Source organism: Bradyrhizobium sp. (assembly GCF_050014615.1).
Classification (GTDB): Bacteria; Pseudomonadota; Alphaproteobacteria; order Rhizobiales; family Xanthobacteraceae; genus Bradyrhizobium.
This window is the reverse complement of the sequence record NZ_JBEKCZ010000130.1, coordinates 1-14,936: the sequence shown is the minus strand read 5'-3', so window position 1 is coordinate 14,936 and position 14,936 is coordinate 1. Positions and strand designations below refer to the sequence as shown.

General features: G+C 62.7%; 16 protein-coding genes. 5 read left to right on the top strand and 11 right to left on the bottom strand.

The window, feature by feature from the left end; genetic code table 11:
* The 5 genes from ABR948_RS20240 to ABR948_RS20220 form a co-directional block, all read right to left on the bottom strand.
* Nucleotides 1-746, bottom strand: a 746-nt coding sequence (locus tag ABR948_RS20240; RefSeq protein WP_428121228.1) for a metal ABC transporter solute-binding protein, Zn/Mn family, incomplete at its 3' end; no start/stop codon positions are given.
* A 10-nt stretch (nucleotides 747-756) separates the two neighbouring features.
* A complete protein-coding gene (locus tag ABR948_RS20235) occupies nucleotides 757-1,626 on the bottom strand; it encodes a metal ABC transporter permease (protein ID WP_428121230.1) in 870 nt (289 codons plus the stop codon).
* A gap of 21 nt (nucleotides 1,627-1,647) precedes the next feature.
* Complete coding sequence (locus ABR948_RS20230) at nucleotides 1,648-2,409, bottom strand: metal ABC transporter ATP-binding protein (protein ID WP_428121226.1); 762 nt, start codon at nucleotides 2,407-2,409, stop codon at nucleotides 1,648-1,650.
* Between the two features lie 2 nt (nucleotides 2,410-2,411).
* A complete protein-coding gene (locus ABR948_RS20225; protein WP_428121223.1) occupies nucleotides 2,412-2,606 on the bottom strand; it encodes a hypothetical protein in 195 nt (64 codons plus the stop codon).
* Nucleotides 2,607-2,796: 190 nt separating this feature from the next.
* Entirely contained in the window at nucleotides 2,797-3,393 is a 597-nt protein-coding gene (locus tag ABR948_RS20220; RefSeq protein WP_428121220.1) for a superoxide dismutase, read from the bottom strand.
* A gap of 212 nt (nucleotides 3,394-3,605) precedes the next feature.
* Here ABR948_RS20220 and ABR948_RS20215 point away from each other — a divergent pair, with 212 nt between their 5' ends.
* The gene (locus ABR948_RS20215) at nucleotides 3,606-4,109 is read left to right on the top strand and encodes a hypothetical protein (RefSeq protein WP_428121218.1); all 504 of its coding nucleotides are present in this window, start codon (nucleotides 3,606-3,608) and stop codon (nucleotides 4,107-4,109) included.
* A 78-nt stretch (nucleotides 4,110-4,187) separates the two neighbouring features.
* Here ABR948_RS20215 and ABR948_RS20210 read toward each other — a convergent pair whose 3' ends face one another.
* Nucleotides 4,188-5,858: a caspase family protein gene (locus ABR948_RS20210; protein WP_428121215.1), complete on the bottom strand. Its 1,671-nt coding sequence runs from the start codon at nucleotides 5,856-5,858 to the stop codon at nucleotides 4,188-4,190.
* Nucleotides 5,859-6,071: 213 nt separating this feature from the next.
* On the opposite strand from ABR948_RS20210, the gene ABR948_RS20205 reads away from it, so the two are divergent.
* Nucleotides 6,072-6,599, top strand: coding sequence for a GNAT family N-acetyltransferase (locus ABR948_RS20205; protein ID WP_428121213.1), 528 nt, complete (start codon nucleotides 6,072-6,074; stop codon nucleotides 6,597-6,599).
* 186 nt (nucleotides 6,600-6,785) lie between these two features.
* Nucleotides 6,786-7,226 (top strand): DUF2147 domain-containing protein, encoded by a 441-nt coding sequence (locus tag ABR948_RS20200; protein WP_428121211.1) that lies wholly within the window; start codon nucleotides 6,786-6,788, stop codon nucleotides 7,224-7,226.
* Between the two features lie 2 nt (nucleotides 7,227-7,228).
* Here ABR948_RS20200 and ABR948_RS20195 read toward each other — a convergent pair whose 3' ends face one another.
* The 5 genes from ABR948_RS20195 to ABR948_RS20175 all read right to left on the bottom strand — a co-directional run bounded on the left by ABR948_RS20195 (nucleotide 7,229) and on the right by ABR948_RS20175 (nucleotide 12,942).
* Nucleotides 7,229-8,377 carry a DUF3095 domain-containing protein gene (locus ABR948_RS20195; protein ID WP_428121209.1) on the bottom strand — a complete coding sequence of 383 codons (1,149 nt, stop codon included), beginning with the start codon at nucleotides 8,375-8,377 and terminating at the stop codon, nucleotides 7,229-7,231.
* Between the two features lie 176 nt (nucleotides 8,378-8,553).
* The gene (htpG, locus tag ABR948_RS20190; protein WP_428121206.1) at nucleotides 8,554-10,428 is read right to left on the bottom strand and encodes a molecular chaperone HtpG; all 1,875 of its coding nucleotides are present in this window, start codon (nucleotides 10,426-10,428) and stop codon (nucleotides 8,554-8,556) included.
* 169 nt (nucleotides 10,429-10,597) lie between these two features.
* Nucleotides 10,598-11,332 carry an SDR family NAD(P)-dependent oxidoreductase gene (locus ABR948_RS20185; protein ID WP_428121204.1) on the bottom strand — a complete coding sequence of 245 codons (735 nt, stop codon included), beginning with the start codon at nucleotides 11,330-11,332 and terminating at the stop codon, nucleotides 10,598-10,600.
* Nucleotides 11,325-12,710 carry an ANL family adenylate-forming protein gene (locus ABR948_RS20180; protein WP_428121202.1) on the bottom strand — a complete coding sequence of 462 codons (1,386 nt, stop codon included), beginning with the start codon at nucleotides 12,708-12,710 and terminating at the stop codon, nucleotides 11,325-11,327. Before ABR948_RS20180 ends, ABR948_RS20185 begins: the two co-directional genes overlap by 8 nt.
* Complete coding sequence (locus ABR948_RS20175) at nucleotides 12,697-12,942, bottom strand: acyl carrier protein (protein ID WP_428121199.1); 246 nt, start codon at nucleotides 12,940-12,942, stop codon at nucleotides 12,697-12,699. Before ABR948_RS20175 ends, ABR948_RS20180 begins: the two co-directional genes overlap by 14 nt.
* Before the next feature lie 114 nt (nucleotides 12,943-13,056).
* Between ABR948_RS20175 and ABR948_RS20170 the strand changes: the two genes are divergently transcribed.
* On the top strand, nucleotides 13,057-13,932 hold the full coding sequence (locus ABR948_RS20170) for an acyl-CoA acyltransferase (RefSeq protein ID WP_428121197.1): 876 nt from the start codon (nucleotides 13,057-13,059) through the stop codon (nucleotides 13,930-13,932).
* 607 nt (nucleotides 13,933-14,539) lie between these two features.
* Nucleotides 14,540-14,936: response regulator (locus tag ABR948_RS20165; RefSeq protein ID WP_428121195.1), on the top strand; the 397-nt coding region annotated here is incomplete at its 3' end.

The following is a 14,936-nucleotide window of genomic DNA, read 5'->3' as shown; positions in this document are numbered from 1 at the left end:
GAGATACGCCGCATCAGCCTGGGATCGCTGATATTCTCAAGAAACACCGCTGGAATCCCGGAATTCCTGATCTGGGTAATGATTCCGGCAATGTCGCGGGCGCTGGCCTCGGATTCGGTGGAAACGCCCAATGGCGCGATAAAATCGATGCCATAGCCGGCGGCGAAATAGCCGAAGGCATCATGGGTGGAGATCACCTTGCGGTGGGCTAGCGGGATTTGCGCGACGGCCTGGCGCACGTCGCGATCAAGCGCGTCGAGTTGCCTAAGATAATTTTCCGCATTGGCGCGGAAAATTTCCGCGTCCGCCGGATCGGCGGCGACCAGCGCATCGCGGATATTGGCGACATATATCTTCGCATTGGCGACCGATTGCCAGGCATGCGGATCGGCATCGGAGCCCAGTTTGAGTGGCGCGATACCCTTGGTCGCGGTGATGATCGGCGCCTTGCTGCCTGCGGCCTGCAGCAGCCGCGGCAGCCAGCCCTCCAGACCGAAACCGTTGATGACAAGGAGCTTCGCCTCCGCGATCTTTTTGGCATCCGCCGGCGCCGGCGTATAGACGTGCACGTCGCCGTCGGGGCCCACCAAGGTAGTCACGCTGACGCGCTCACCGCCGACATTGCGAACGAAGTCGCCGAGAATCGAAAAGCTGGCGACGACGTTTAAACGCTCCTGCGCACGCAGTGGAACGGCCGACGTCACGAGCACCAGACAAATCAGCCAAAGTAGTTGAAGCCGCCGCATCGGTTCGCCGCTACGCTTCGAGGTGGCGGCCGGGAAACATCTGCCGGATCACGCCGCTGACACTGCCGAACAACACCGAGGCCATATACAGAGCCGCCGCCACCAGAATGATCGCAGGCCCCGACGGTACTTTGGTCTGGAACGACAATACCAGTCCGGCATAGCCCGAGACGATCGCGCTCACCACCGCAATGCAGATCATGCCGGTCATGTCGCGCGACCAGAACCGGGCAATGCCTGCGGGCAAGATCATCAGCCCCACCGCCAGCAGGGTGCCGAGCGCCTGAAAGCCGTTGACGAGGTTGACGACGACCAGCGCGAGAAACGCCAGATGCGCGGGCGCGCCGGCGCGGCTCACGGTGCGCAGGAACACCGGGTCAACGCTTTCGATCACCAGCGGCCGGTAGATCACCGCCAGCACGATCAGCGTAATGGTGGCGTTGAACGCGATCACCAGCAATGTCGGGTCGTCCATCGCCAGGATGTTGCCGAACAGCACGTGCAACAGATCGATATTGGTGCCCTTGATGGAAACAATCGTGACGCCCAGTGCCAGCGAGGCCAGATAGAACGTAGCCAGCGAAGCATCTTCCTTCAGCTCTGTGGTGCGCGCCACCACACCGGCGAGAATCGCCACCGTGAAGCCGGCGATCAATCCGCCCGCCGTCATCGCAAACAGATTGAGGCCTGACAGCAGGAAGCCGACCGCGGCGCCCGGCAGGATGGCATGCGCCATGGCGTCGCCGACCAGACTCATCCGCCGCAGCATCAGAAACACGCCGATCGGCGCGCCGCCCAGCGCCAGCGCGATCACCGCCGCCAGCGCCCGGCGCATGAATTCGAATTCGGTAAAGGGCGCGATCAGCGCATCATAAATCATCATGCTGTCGTTTCATAAAGTTCAGGCGGCCCGCGACGGCACATCGTGGACCAGGCAGGCGCCAGCACTATCGTCGAACGCTTCACACATCCGGCGGGCCTCCAGAAGATGCTCCGCGGTCAATACGTCGGCGGTCTTGCCCCATGCCACCGGCCCGCGCGCCAGCAGCAGGGTTTCGGGGAAGTTGGCGCGCACGAGATCCATGTCGTGCAGCGCCGCCAGCACCGTGCGCTTTTCGGCGTGCCAGCGCCGCACCAGCGCCAGCAGATCGTCAGAGGTTTTGGCGTCGATGGCATTGAGGGGCTCGTCGAGCACGATCAGGCGGGCGTCCTGCAGCAGCACCCGAGCAAACAGCAGCCGCTGCATCTGCCCGCCGGACAACGTACCGATACCGCGGTTCTCGAAACCGCTGAGGCCCACCGCGGCCAGCGCCTGCGCGATTTTTTCGCGCGACCGCCTGTCGCCCATGCCGCCGAAAAACCCGGTGGAGCGCCACAGCCCGGTGCCGACGAAGTCAAACACCGAGATCGGAAAGCTGCGGTCGATATCCGCGCTCTGCGGCAGATAGGCGATATCCCTGACATCGAGATCGCCGGTCAGGATGGCGCCCGCCAGCGGCTTGAGGATGCCGACGATGCCGCGAAACAGCGTCGACTTGCCGGCGCCATTGGGGCCGACGATCGCGAGCAAGGCGCCAGGCGCGACCTCGCCGTTGAGGTGGTGCACCGCCGGATGCCGGTCATAGCCCAGCGTGACATCATTGAATTGCAGTTGCGCGGCCATGCTCACCTCATCGCCAGCCAGACGATGGCCCACAGCCCGGCACTGACGGCGAGCGCCGCACCGACGCGGGAGACCACGGTCATGCGCAGGATCGACCACGGCGCCACTTGCGCCGGATGCGGCGAAGCCGGGCCATGGCTGTGCGCATGCGTGTGGGCGTGATCATGGCCGTGGTGATGGGGATCGGAAGGCGCCATGCCGAAATGTTATATTATAACATTACCTCTGTCTACGGAGGCGATGGGCGCCATTCCACAGGTTTCACGCCAAATGGCGAGGCAGCGTGGGGCCGGCCCGTGATCCCCACAAGCACAACGACGCGGCGGGACAAGCGAAAGGGCGGCAGCTCGATGCCGCCGCCCCTCTTCGGATTTTCAACAGGTCAGATCAGACTTTCGAGAACAGCTGGTCGACATATTCCCAGTTCACCAGATGATCGACAAACGCCTTCAGATAGTCCGGGCGGCGATTGCGATAATCGATGTAATAAGAGTGCTCCCAGACGTCGACGCCGAGGATCGGCGTGGCGCCGTGCACCAGCGGGTTTTCACCATTGGGCGTCTTGGAGATTTCCAGCTTGCCGTTCTTGACCGACAACCAGGCCCAGCCTGAACCGAACTGGCCGACGCCGGCGGCGGCGAAATCGGTCTTGAATTTCTCAAGCCCGCCGAGGTCCTCGGTGATCTTCTTTTCCAGACGGCCGGGCAATTTGGCGCCACCGCCATTTGGCTTCATCCAGTTCCAGAAATGCAGGTGGTTGTAGTGCTGGCCGGCATTGTTGAACAGCGGCGCATTCTTGCCGAACGAGCCTTTGACGATCTCCTCGAGCGACTTGCCCTCGAATTCGGTGCCTTTCAGCAGATTGTTGCCGTTGGTCACATAGGCCTGATGATGCTTGTCGTGGTGATATTCCAGCGTTTCCTTCGACATATGGGGCGCAAGCGCGTCATAGGCATAGGGAAGGTTGGGAAGCGTGAAGGTCATGGGTCATGTCCGAAATGATGGGAGACGTGGCTTAACGGGAACCCTTATAGAAGGTTCCTTCGATCTTAAACACCGCAATTTCGGGAAACGCGGGGCTTCTGGAAACGCATATGACGCCCGGATCGGCGGCGGCGCACATATTGTCAAATCTCGCCGCATCGAATTAAACTCAAAACATTATTGGGAATGAGATATTTAAAGGATCAGAACCCATGAAATACAGAGCCATTCTTGTCACCGCGGCCGTTGTGGCCTCGACCCTGATGATGCCGGTGGCGAGTGAAGCGGCCGGCACCCTGCTTCGCGCCAAGTTCAGCTTTGACGGATTAGCCAATTGCGACAATCCGCCGGTTCGGAATTTTCCGGTCCACGGTGAAGGCACTGGCGAACTCTCCGTCGACCGCAGCGCCACGCTTGATATGGACTCCACCGTGGAGGGGAAAGTGCGTTTGAACGCCACCCTGGGCGCTGCCCCGACGGAGGCACCCGGTGGTTCGGCATCCCTTCATGTGCTCGGAAAACACACCCTTCGCGCGGTCCGCGATTATCCGAACAACGTCATTATTATCAATATGACGGTGCGCGGAAGCGCGTGTTCGATGACTATCGAAAACAGACTCAAGCCCGGCAAGAGGCAATACACGTTCTACAACGGCTCCGGGCTTTCCTATTGCGCCCGCCCGCAAATCACCCACAGCGAATGCACCGCCTATTGAGCGACGCCGGACAGGTCAACAAGGCCGCACCCCTGGTTGGCGCGGCCCCAATCGCCTTCAAACCCAAAATAACGTCGGCTATTCGCAAACCTGCTTGCCGTTGAAGGCAAAGCATTTGCCGCGCCCCGATGATGCGGCGGGTGAGCTTCGCTCGCGATGCGCCTCAACCCTTGGTGCGCGTTCCGGGCGGGGGCGACAGGTCCCGTTCGGCCCCAGAACCTGATCGCTATCGCAGGTGATCTTCACGCAACGATCCCCCTCGGCGCGGAATCCACGGTCGCAATCGAGCGGGCAAACCCGACCCGTTCTGGCGCGAACCGCATCGAGCGCATCGAGACTGGCGAGTTTGACGTCGAACCTGGTCCCGGCCCTGTCGTTGAAGGACGAAAGCGCCCGACGGGCCGCGGCGTTCCATTCGCCGTCGATCTCGCCGGTCTTGCATCCGACCCGCTTGAGTTCGGACTGCAGCAGGCGGGCAATATCCTGCAACGCCGGTTGATCGGCCTTCGGTGCCTCCGGAGCCGCCTGGCCCGGGGGCGTCAGCGCCGCGACCGCGGGATCGGCAGGCTTGTCGGCATTGGGCCGATCTTCCTTCGGCACGGCCTGTTCGGCTGACGCGACTTTTGCTTCCTCCGGCTTTTTCGCCTTCTCGGCCTCGCGCCGGACTTTCTCGGCCGCCAATCGTTCATCTTCGGCGGCTTTGGCCTGAGCGGCGGCCGCCCTCGCCTCCTCAATCTGCTTTTTCTTTTCGGCGGTCAGCCGCGCCTGTTCTTCGGCGGCGCCGCGGGCTCTTTCGGTCGCGGCGATCCGCGCGGTTTCGGCGGCGAGCTTGTTGCGCTGGGCCCTGGCAAGGTCGGAGTAGAAGCCGGACGGGTTGGCTGCCACAAAGGAGTCCCAGGCTTCCTTGGTTCCGACGCGCTCGGCCAGTTCATAGTCGCGGCGAATATCCACGTTCGCGCTCGCGACCGGCGGCGATGCCGGCGCAGGAACCAGCGCGACATCATTGCCGCCGAGCGATCCGTAGACGAAGGGCTCCTGCTTGTTGCCGGTGGCGTTCATCACATCGTCGCGCACCAGCCGGAATGCCTTGCCGAGCTCGAGACCTGGCCTGGCCAGATATTTCAGCAAGGCGGTGGTGAACGGACTGTTCCTGGTGTCGCCGTCCGAAGCCGTCGACCCGCCTTTCGCGGCAAACGCAATCAAGGTGTTCGGTCGGGCCGGCTCGACGCCGGCAAGCCCGCGGCCGAGCGAGCGGGACGACACCGTCCGCTTCATATTCTTGGCGAACGGATTGTCGCGGCAGGCGTCGAGAATGACGAGGCGCAACTGCTTGGCGGGCTCGATCGCCTGAAGAATCCTGTCCAGCGAGATCGCTTCATCATAGGCGTCGGTGTCGCGTTCGAGCGCGGCGTCGACCGGAACGAGATAGTTGGTGCCGTCCACCTCGATGCCGTGACCCGCGTAATAGATCACCGCGATATCCGCGTCCCGCGCCTTCTCGGTGAAGTCGCGCAACGCACGCCGCATTTCCGCATTCTTGAGATCGCGCCGGGACTCGACGACGTCGAAAGCCGCCTTCCGGAACATCTCGGTGATGGCCACCGCATCGTTGGCCGGATTGGTGAGCGCGACGACGTTCTGGTAATTGGAGTTACCGACAACGAACGCAATGCGCTTCTCCGCGAAGGCGGATTGGCTGGCAAGGCAACCTGCCAACGCAACAGCGGCGAGAGCGGCGAGCCGGCGCATCACTATTCCCGGGTTCCAATCGCAGAAACCATATCATTTGCCAATATGACAGCAAGGCGTCAGCCCTGTCTGTGATCTCGATCACCGATTCCGCCTGTGCCGACTTTGGGGCCCGAACCCCAAAAATATACCCGTTGTGACATCGCAATCGGTGACTTGCCATCCAGGTAACGCTTATGAAGGGCACGCGCAGCGCGCGCGGGGGTAAGTGCAATGAGCATCGAGATCGACGTTCTGAACGGAGACGCATCCTGGCCGATGGCCGAACCGCTGTTCAACGCGGTCTGGCCGCCCGAAGTGGTCGCAACGCTGCCCTGGGCCGGCATTGTCTCTGCCCATGCCGACCTGCGCGTGCTGGTGCAGGCCGAGCCGGAAGGCGTGGTCTGCCATGTCGGCATCTATCGCCGCGAGGTCACCTGGAACGGCCGCAAGTTCAAGGCCGGCGGCATCGGTGGCGTCGCGACCCGCGCGGACTTGCGCCGCAAGGGCTACGCCAGCATCGCGCTCAATGCCGCGGTTCAGGTCCTGAAGGACGAAGGCGCCACCGATTTCGGGCTGTTGTTCTGCGAACCGCACAACGCGCCGTTCTACATGGGCCGCGGCTGGAAGCCGTTCGACGGCGAGATCTGGTGCGAACAGCCCGCGGGTCGCGTTCGCTTCGAGGCCATCGCGCCCTATGTCTACCACATCAAGCGCGCGCCGCCGACCGGGGTCATCGACCTATGCGGCCTGCCCTGGTGACGACCAGGCATGTCGCAGGGGTGGCGTCAGGCCCCGCCTGGGCATCGCCTTGTCCGTTCGCCCGATGCGCTGCGACAAATGAGCCGGAGTAAACAAGCCGGGCGAAATGACCGGCAGACCCCCGGCATCTGGCATTGCACAAATTCGATTTATTGCTATGCATTTCTGTCTCTTCAGGAGCGGTTGATGACTTGCAGATCTGGTTTCATGGTTGCGATGTTGATGGCTTTGCTTGTCGCGGTGCCGGCGAAGGTACAGGCCGGCGGACCGGATGGTATCTGGCTCACGCAGGCGGGTGATGCAAAGGTGCGCGTCAGCAAATGCGGTGGAGGGATTTGCGGCGTCGTCGTCTGGCTGAAGGACCCGATCGATCCCGCAACCGGGAAACCGCAGATCGACGACAAGAATTCCAACCCGGCTTTGGCCAGACGCCCGATCATCGGGCTTTCGTTGTTCGCCGGCATGCGGCCCGCCGGGGCGGGCAAATGGTCGGGCCAGATCTACAACGCCGATGACGGCAAGACCTATGCAAGCAGCATCGCGGTCGCGGGACCCGATACGCTGAAGGTCGAAGGCTGCGTCGGCGGGTTTTGCGGCGGAGAGACCTGGAGCCGGACCACGCGCTGAAATCAGGCCGGCATCGCCTTCAGCGCCGTCGCCGCCGAGGCGTAACCGCCGCGCGCGCCGTCGATGAAATGCACATGATCGCTGCGCAGCGCCGATGGCGTAAAGCAGGTCATCATCGCCGCATCCTGCCGGTGCAGGCCATATCGCGCGATCGCCGTCGCGGCCACGAGGCGCTGCGTCAGCGCGCGCTCCAGTTCCGGCGTGCAATCGAGAATCATCCGCAAGCCGTCGTCGTATTTGCGGAAGTCTGAATTCTCCACCACCTGCTGCACATAGGTTTTCGGCACGAAGCCGCCGACGCTGATGCCAAAGCGCATCACCAGATAGGCGAACAGCGTGTAGGCGAGCACAAAGGCGCGCCGCCTCAACAGCGATCCGCCACGCTTGGCCCGGGCTTCGAGTTCGTTGCCGGCCGGCGGCCAGCGCAGCGGCGGCCCGCCCGGTGGGACCGGCCGTCCGGAATCCGGACTGCGCTCGACCAGCGCGATGAGGTCTTCGATCAGCTTGCGAAAGGCGTTCGGATCGGCGCCTCGCGCCGGCACCACCAGAACCGAAAGGATGACGCCGCGCACGGAGGGAATTTCTTCGAACCGGCAGGACAGCCCGGTGAGATCGGGCTGCGTGCCCGGCGGCGCCATCGGCACCGCGAACTCGCCGCGCTTCATCGCGGCTTCGGCCCAGCCGAGACCGCCACCGGAAAACATCGCATAGGAAAGATTGGCCGACGGCCCGAAGCGGGCGACGCGAACATCGAGGCCCTGCGCCCGCACCGCGGCGACCGGCACCAGTGCCACGCGCATCTCGAGGTCGAGATCCTCCTTGACCCAGATCGCGGTCGCCGCCAGTGCCTCTCGGGCGCGCTCTAGATCGTCCGGCGCCACCGCGAAGCTGGCGCCATCGCCGCCAAACACGAAGGGAAACTCGTGTCCCTCCAGCGCATTGGTGACGGAAGCGATGACCGCGGCACCGGCCACGTTGACCGCCTTGTAACGCGCCTCCGCGATGGCCCTGGTCGACTCGACGATATCGGCGACGCCGATGCTCCAGTCATCCGGCAGCGGCGAATACAGCGCCGGGTCCATCAGGCTGGCGAAGCCACGAAAGACCGCAATACTGCCGTAGAATGGGTCGCTACCGCCTGGCGTGGTCATTGGCGCGGGGCCGTCCGAAGTTGAGACCGTTGCTCAGATGCGGCTAGAGATACGGCCAAATCTGAAGATGGGTTCGCGTCGACCTATTGAAATACAAAAAACTCCCCGGCACAAAGGGCATTCAGGGCAAGCGCCTGAATTGTCCCGTGTGAACCCGCGACCGTATTTTCGACTCCCTACGCCATCCCGCGCAGCACCAGCCGATTGAGCCGGGCGGCAAAAGCGGCGGTGTCTTCCGGCAATTCACCGTCGAGGATTTGCGCCTGCTCCAGCAGCAGAAACGAGATGTCCGCAGCCGCGTCGCCTGCCCCGGCAATGGCCGTGACAAGCGGATGGCGCATGTTGATCTCGAGGACCGGCTTGACCCCCGCGCCTTTGTTCTGCTGCGCCAGCAATCGCTCGAGCTGACGGTCCCGGCCATTGCCGCCCGCCACCAGGCATGACGCACTGGTGGTCAGCCGCTGCGAGGCTCGCACCTCGGACACCCGCTCCCCCAGCACATCCTTGATTTCGGCGATGGTTGCGGCCTCATCCGGACCGGATGGCTTTTCGTCTCTGTCGTCTTGGGCCTTGTCGTCAAGCAGCGGAATCAATCCGAAGTCGATATCGCCCTGGCTCAGCGATTTCAGCGGCTTGCCGCCGAAATCGAGCGGGGCCGCGGTCCAGAATGCATCGACCGGATCGGTCAGCAGCAAAACCTCGATGCCGCGGGCCGTGGCCGATTCCAGCTTGGGATTGGACTTCAGCCGCTCGAGACTGTCGCCGGTGAGATAATAGATCTCGGTCTGGTTCGGCTTCAAGTCCTCGGCATATTGCTTCAGCGACCGCTTCTCGCCCGCGGTCGTGGTGAAGCGCGACAGCGCCAGCAATTTCTCGCGGCGTTCGAAATCCTCCCAGATCCCCTCCTTGATCACAGCACCGAATGCGTCCCAGATCCTGGCGAAGTTCTCGGGCTCCTTCTCGCTCAGGCTTTCCAGCTCTCCGATCACGCGGCCGGTCACCGCTTTGCGGATTTGCGCGAGCTGCGGATTGTTCTGCAGCATCTCCCTGGAGATATTGAGCGGAAGATCCTCACTGTCGATCACGCCGCGAATGAAGCGCAGATAGGCCGGCAACAGCTCGGCATCGTCGGCGATGAAGACGCGGCGGACATAGAGTTTTATCTGCCCCTTGCGCGACGGCTCGAACAGATCGAACGGCTTTGTCGACGGCGCGAACAGCAGAACGGCATAGGACTGACGCCCTTCGGCGCGATAATGCAGCGTCATCGCCGGGTCGTCGAAGGCGCCGGCGATCGCCCGGTAGGCCTGGGTGTAATCCGCCGGCGTCAGCTCCGATTTTGACCGCTGCCACAGCGCGCTCGCGGAATTGATCTGACGCGGCTCGCCGTCTTCCGGCTTGAGTTCGATCGGAAACTGGATGTTGTCGGAATAGGCGCCGACGATGCGCTCGATCTCGTAGGTCTCCAGATATTTTACGGCCTCCGGCTTGAGATGCAGCACGATCTCGGTGCCGCGCGTGACGCGGCGGGCGTCCTCCTCGCTGGCGGGCGCAATTTCAAATCCGCTGCCGCCCGAAGACGACCAGGTCCAGACCTGGTCGGTGCCGGCGCGGCGGCTGGTGACGACGATGCGATCGGCGACCATGAAGGCCGCGTAGAATCCGACGCCAAACTGGCCGATCAGCCCAGCCCCCTCCTTGGCCTCGGTCAGGCGCGACAGAAACGACCTGGTGCCGGAACGCGCGATGGTGCCGAGATTGTCGATCAGCTCCTGCCGGTCCATCCCGATGCCGCTGTCGATGACGCTGAGCGTATTGGCCTTCTTGTCCGGCGCGATGCGGATTCGGGGGGCCTCGCCGTCGGCGATCAGATCGGGGGCCGCGATCGCCTCATAGCGCAGCTTGTCGCAGGCATCCGACGCGTTCGAGATCAATTCACGCAGGAAAATATCGGTCTCCGAATAGACCGAGTGCACCATCAGGTGCAGCAGTTCGGCGACCTCGGCCTGGAATGGCTGGGATTCGGCTGCGGTATCGGTATTCGCGGTCATGATCGATCTCGCTTCGCGGTGAGGGACGCAAGGTGGCGGAAAAATCCGATATAGCAATGTCCCTGATGGAGGCAAGCGGCCGGAAAGGCGAAGGATCGGCCCTTGCCGGGGGCCGGGGACGGGATTTGAAACTCCGACCCAGCCCAGGACCGAAACGACCGGGCTCAGCTTACGCCGTATTGCCGGCGTCGATCGTCAACACAGTGCCGGTGATGTTACGGCCGCCGTCGCCCAGCAGATATTCGACCATGCTGGCGACATCATCGGTCTCGGGCAGCCGGCGCAGCGCGCTGCGGCCGGCGATGCGCTTGCGCTGATCGTCCGACAGGCTCTGGGTCAATTCGGTATCGACAAAGCCCGGCGCAATCGCGTTCACGGTGATCCCGAGCTTGCCGACCTCGCGTGCCAGCGAGCGGGTAAAGCCCGTCGCCGCGGCCTTGGTGGCGCCGTAGACCGACAGGCCGTTATATCCTGTGGTCGCGATGACCGACGACATGTTGATGATGCGGCCGGCGCCATCGGCCATCATGTGCCGCACCACATATTTTGTCAGAATGACCGGGGAGAGGACATTGAGGCGCAGCAACGCCTCGATCTCGCTATTGTGCATGGTCGCGAGCAGGCCCTCGGTGCCGATCCCGGCATTGTTGACGAGGCCGTAAATCGCGCCGAATTCGTCGCGCAAGCCTTTCACGAAGGCCGGAATGGCATCGGTGTCGCTGAGGTCGAACGCCCGAAAGTGAAGGCCGCCGCTACCTTGCTTGACGACGTCGCCGATCGTCTCGCGCAAGGCGTCGCTTTCGCTCCGCGCCACCGCGATCACATTGTAGCCGGCGGCGGCAATCCTTCGCACGATGGCAAGGCCGATGCCGCGGCTTCCTCCGGTGACCAGAACATTATGCATCGTGTCGGGCCAGCTTTCCGGCCGCCGTCACATCGAGCGATGCCACGAAGCGGATCACGGCAGGGACCTTGTGGGCTGCCAGCGATGCCCTGCACTCAGCCAAAATCTCGTTACGGATTGCGTCACTCCGGCTGGCGCCGTCGCCATCGGCCAGGACCACATCGGCGACCACGATGGCGCCGGTGATCGGGCTGCGGCGCGATCTGGCGCGGGACATCCGCACCTCGGCATGCCGGTTGATGACCGCCTCGATTTCCTCGGGATGAACCTTGAGGCCGCCAATATTGATGATGCCGCCGCGCCGGCCGACGAAGTGGTACCGCTCCCCGCGCCGCTCGACCATGTCGCCGGTGTCGACGAATCCCTGCGCGTCGGTCAGGGCCGCCGCCTGGCGGCCGACATAGGCATGCGCCGTCCGCTTCGATCTAATTCGCAGCGATCCGTCCTCGACCTTCATCTCGACGCCGTCGCGGTTCACGCCGATCAGGTCGGCGGGAAAACCTTCAAGGCCATCGTTGACGGCAAAACCGACACCGGCCTCGGTCGACGCATAGGCGTGACCGATCGAGGCGGCCGGAAAGGCGCGGCTCAACCCGTCCAGCACGGCCTGGTCGGCAATCTCGCCCGACAGGCGAACGTAACGCGGAGAAAACTCCGAAGCCGATCCGCTCATCAGGAGCTTGCGCCAGTGCGACGGCGTACCGGAAATATGCGAAACCGCATTTTTGTGCAGCCGTGCCACGTAATCGGCGACCGGCTCTCCCGGCTCCGACAGCACCATCGAACCGCCGCCGATGATGGCGCGCAGGAATATCTGCAGGCCGCCGTAGCGCCTGATGTCGTAGAAGGTCGCCCAGACCGGCGACGCGCCCCGCGCCGGGCCATCCGCGACGATCGCGCCGGTCAGTCCTTCCAGGGTGTGGCCGACGATTTTCGGCACGCCGGAGGTGCCCGATGTCAGCATCAGCCATTCGGTCGCGCGTTGGGTTTGTGTGCGTGTCGCCGCCCGAATCGGCGCTTGCGCTGACACGATCAATTCGATTCCAGACGCCGCCCATTGCGCCGGGTGATCGGTGACGACGGCATCGATCTCGGCATCTGCGACCAGGGTTGAAATGTGTTCGGCGCCGAGATCGGGTGGACACAGCAGCATGCGCCGGGCCACGCCATCAATCTCCAGCATCGCCAATGCGGATACCAGTTGATCCGCCACCGCCAGCAGTACCGACCGCCCGGAAAGCTCGGCGAGCCGGCCCTCAAGGCAGGTTTCGCCGGCAAACTCCGTCAGTTGCACCACCTGCCGCGGATCCGAAAGGCCGCGGCCCTTCAGCTGCGGGTCAAGATAGTCCCGCAGCGCGAAGATTTCACGCGGGGACATTTTCATAGGCCTTGATGAAGTCGCCTATTGTAAGAGGAAAGCTTGCATCCTCCGATATGGTAAACGGATCGATGCCGAGATCGTCTTCAAGCCGCGCGACCAGGATGGCGAACCCCAGCGAATCGAAACCGGTCTCGTGAAGCGACAGATCATCATCGAGCGGCGGCAGATTGACCTGCTGCTCGACGGCAATCTGCTGGATCGCCGAAATAATCCTTAACCTTACCGACATGGATTGTTTCGCCTTCTCGTTAAATTGCTCATTAAATTGTGAGAGCGCATGATAGAGCGAAAATGTGAAACAATACCGTCGCTCCCTGATCTTTTACGTCCATTGGTAAATACGATGCTCGCCGTCAAACCCGGTTTTCGCGAGATACAGGAAAGCGATCTCGACGCGATCGGCGATTTGCTGACCCGGGGCTTCCAGCATCGCAGCCGCGAATACTGGATGCGTGGCCTGCGCCGTCAAGGCGCGCGGACTGTCCCGCCGGGCACGCCGCGCTACGGTTACCTGCTCGAGAACGACGGCCTGCCGGTCGGCTGCCTCTTGATGATCTATTCGAACAAGATCAGCGACGGCGAAACCGCGACCTGCTGCAACGTTTCGAGCTGGTATGTCGATCCGGAATTCCGCAATTATGCGGCGCTGTTCGCTTCGATGACGCAGAAGCGCAGGGAAATTACCTATTTCAACGTCACGCCCGCGGCTGCGACATGGCCGATCCTCGAAGCGCAGGGTTTTGCGCCGTATTGCCGCGGCCTGTATTTTTCCGTGCCGGCCTTGTTGCGAAGCGGACGCATCAAGACGGTCGAAGCGGTTACACCGGCCACACTTTCCGTCGCCGGCCTGCCCGAGGCGGATCTTGAGATGCTCAAGCGCCACGCGCAATATGGCTGCCTCAGCCTGGTGTGCCGAACCGCTGAAGCCGCGCTTCCTTTCATATTCTTTCCTTTGAGAAAACGCCGCGGCTTCATCCCGCTGCCCGCCATGCAGCTCGGCTATTGCCGCAGCATCGCCGATTACATCAACTGCGCCGGTGCGATCGGGCGTTATCTGCTGTGGCGGGGAAAACCGATCATTATCGTGGATGCGACGGCAGCTGTGGCGGGATTGCCCGGCATCTACAGCGAGGCGCGGGGCCGCAAATATTACAAGGGCCCGCACCGGCCTCGCCTCGGAGATCTCGCTGACACCGAATTGGCCATTTACGGCATGTGACCACCGCGCGATGCGCGAAGGTTCAAAAAAGGCGGCGAGGTGAGCACTATAGCTCTCTGGATCGACGGCGCCCCGTGGTAGCCACCGCTATCGATTCCTCGGTTGCAAGCTATCATGGCATCTCCCGGTTCGAACCCGCCTTTAAACCCCGGCCAATCGACTGGCCCCTCGCGCATTTGCGACAAATGCAAGGCGCAGATGACGCATTTGAGCGACCTTCCGTTCATGTTTGGCAGCACGGCGCTTCGAATTTTCCGCTGCTACGTCTGCAACAACGTGGTCTCGGAAGAGAGATAAGGTCGCCGGTCTGCGCTGCCTCATCGGTTTGATCAAGACCGCTTGTTCGCTTAGTGGTCAATATTGCTCACCCGACGGCAAAGTCGGACATGCTCTGCGGAAGCAGACATGCCAGAATCTCGGAACCATTCGCGCTGCTCTCTATTGAATTCATAAGGCGGCGGTACCGCGCGCTCAATCCCTATATTCAGCAGTTGTGGTCTGGCGTTCTTTGGACGACCGGCACGCGGGTCGTCCAGCACGAACGATTGGATTTTCTTCATAAGCCGCTGCTCGAATTTCGATCGAGCCGTCGGCTGGAGGACAGCGTATGCTCAAGGTCTTGATTGTCGAGGACGACCTCATGCTGGCGGATTTCGCCGAGGAGATCCTTGTCGGGCACGGTTACGAGGTTAGCGGCATCGCCCGCACCGTCCCCGATGCGGTCGCGCTCGCAGCGCAGTCCAAACCTGACCTTGTCATCCTCGATCTGCGGCTGGCCGACGGCGGGCTCGGGACAGATGTCGCAGCTCAACTGCCACCCTGTGGCAGGCCCGGTATCCTTTATGTCACCGGCAACATGTCGCAGGTCGCGCTGATCAACGGTGACGCCTGCCTCGCCAAACCTTACCGCTCCGTCGATCTGCTTCGCGGCCTGGAAATCGTCGCCGAGATCGTCACCACCGGCAAAGCGCAGCCGCCGTTCCCTCAGGGGTTCCAGCTGCTGC

What these genes read in the sequence shown, in the direction of transcription:
- ABR948_RS20235 (WP_428121230.1), bottom strand. Translation starts at nt 1,626, where the DNA reads ATGATTTATGATGCGCTGATCGCGCCCTTTACCGAATTCGAATTCATG.
- ABR948_RS20230 (WP_428121226.1), bottom strand. Translation starts at nt 2,409, where the DNA reads ATGGCCGCGCAACTGCAATTCAATGATGTCACGCTGGGCTATGACCGG.
- ABR948_RS20225 (WP_428121223.1), bottom strand. Translation starts at nt 2,606, where the DNA reads ATGGCGCCTTCCGATCCCCATCACCACGGCCATGATCACGCCCACACG.
- ABR948_RS20220 (WP_428121220.1), bottom strand. Translation starts at nt 3,393, where the DNA reads ATGACCTTCACGCTTCCCAACCTTCCCTATGCCTATGACGCGCTTGCG.
- ABR948_RS20215 (WP_428121218.1), top strand. Translation starts at nt 3,606, where the DNA reads ATGAAATACAGAGCCATTCTTGTCACCGCGGCCGTTGTGGCCTCGACC.
- ABR948_RS20210 (WP_428121215.1), bottom strand. Translation starts at nt 5,858, where the DNA reads ATGCGCCGGCTCGCCGCTCTCGCCGCTGTTGCGTTGGCAGGTTGCCTT.
- ABR948_RS20205 (WP_428121213.1), top strand. Translation starts at nt 6,072, where the DNA reads ATGAGCATCGAGATCGACGTTCTGAACGGAGACGCATCCTGGCCGATG.
- ABR948_RS20200 (WP_428121211.1), top strand. Translation starts at nt 6,786, where the DNA reads ATGACTTGCAGATCTGGTTTCATGGTTGCGATGTTGATGGCTTTGCTT.
- ABR948_RS20195 (WP_428121209.1), bottom strand. Translation starts at nt 8,377, where the DNA reads ATGACCACGCCAGGCGGTAGCGACCCATTCTACGGCAGTATTGCGGTC.
- htpG (WP_428121206.1), bottom strand. Translation starts at nt 10,428, where the DNA reads ATGACCGCGAATACCGATACCGCAGCCGAATCCCAGCCATTCCAGGCC.
- ABR948_RS20185 (WP_428121204.1), bottom strand. Translation starts at nt 11,332, where the DNA reads ATGCATAATGTTCTGGTCACCGGAGGAAGCCGCGGCATCGGCCTTGCC.
- ABR948_RS20180 (WP_428121202.1), bottom strand. Translation starts at nt 12,710, where the DNA reads ATGTCCCCGCGTGAAATCTTCGCGCTGCGGGACTATCTTGACCCGCAG.
- ABR948_RS20175 (WP_428121199.1), bottom strand. Translation starts at nt 12,942, where the DNA reads ATGTCGGTAAGGTTAAGGATTATTTCGGCGATCCAGCAGATTGCCGTC.
- ABR948_RS20170 (WP_428121197.1), top strand. Translation starts at nt 13,057, where the DNA reads ATGCTCGCCGTCAAACCCGGTTTTCGCGAGATACAGGAAAGCGATCTC.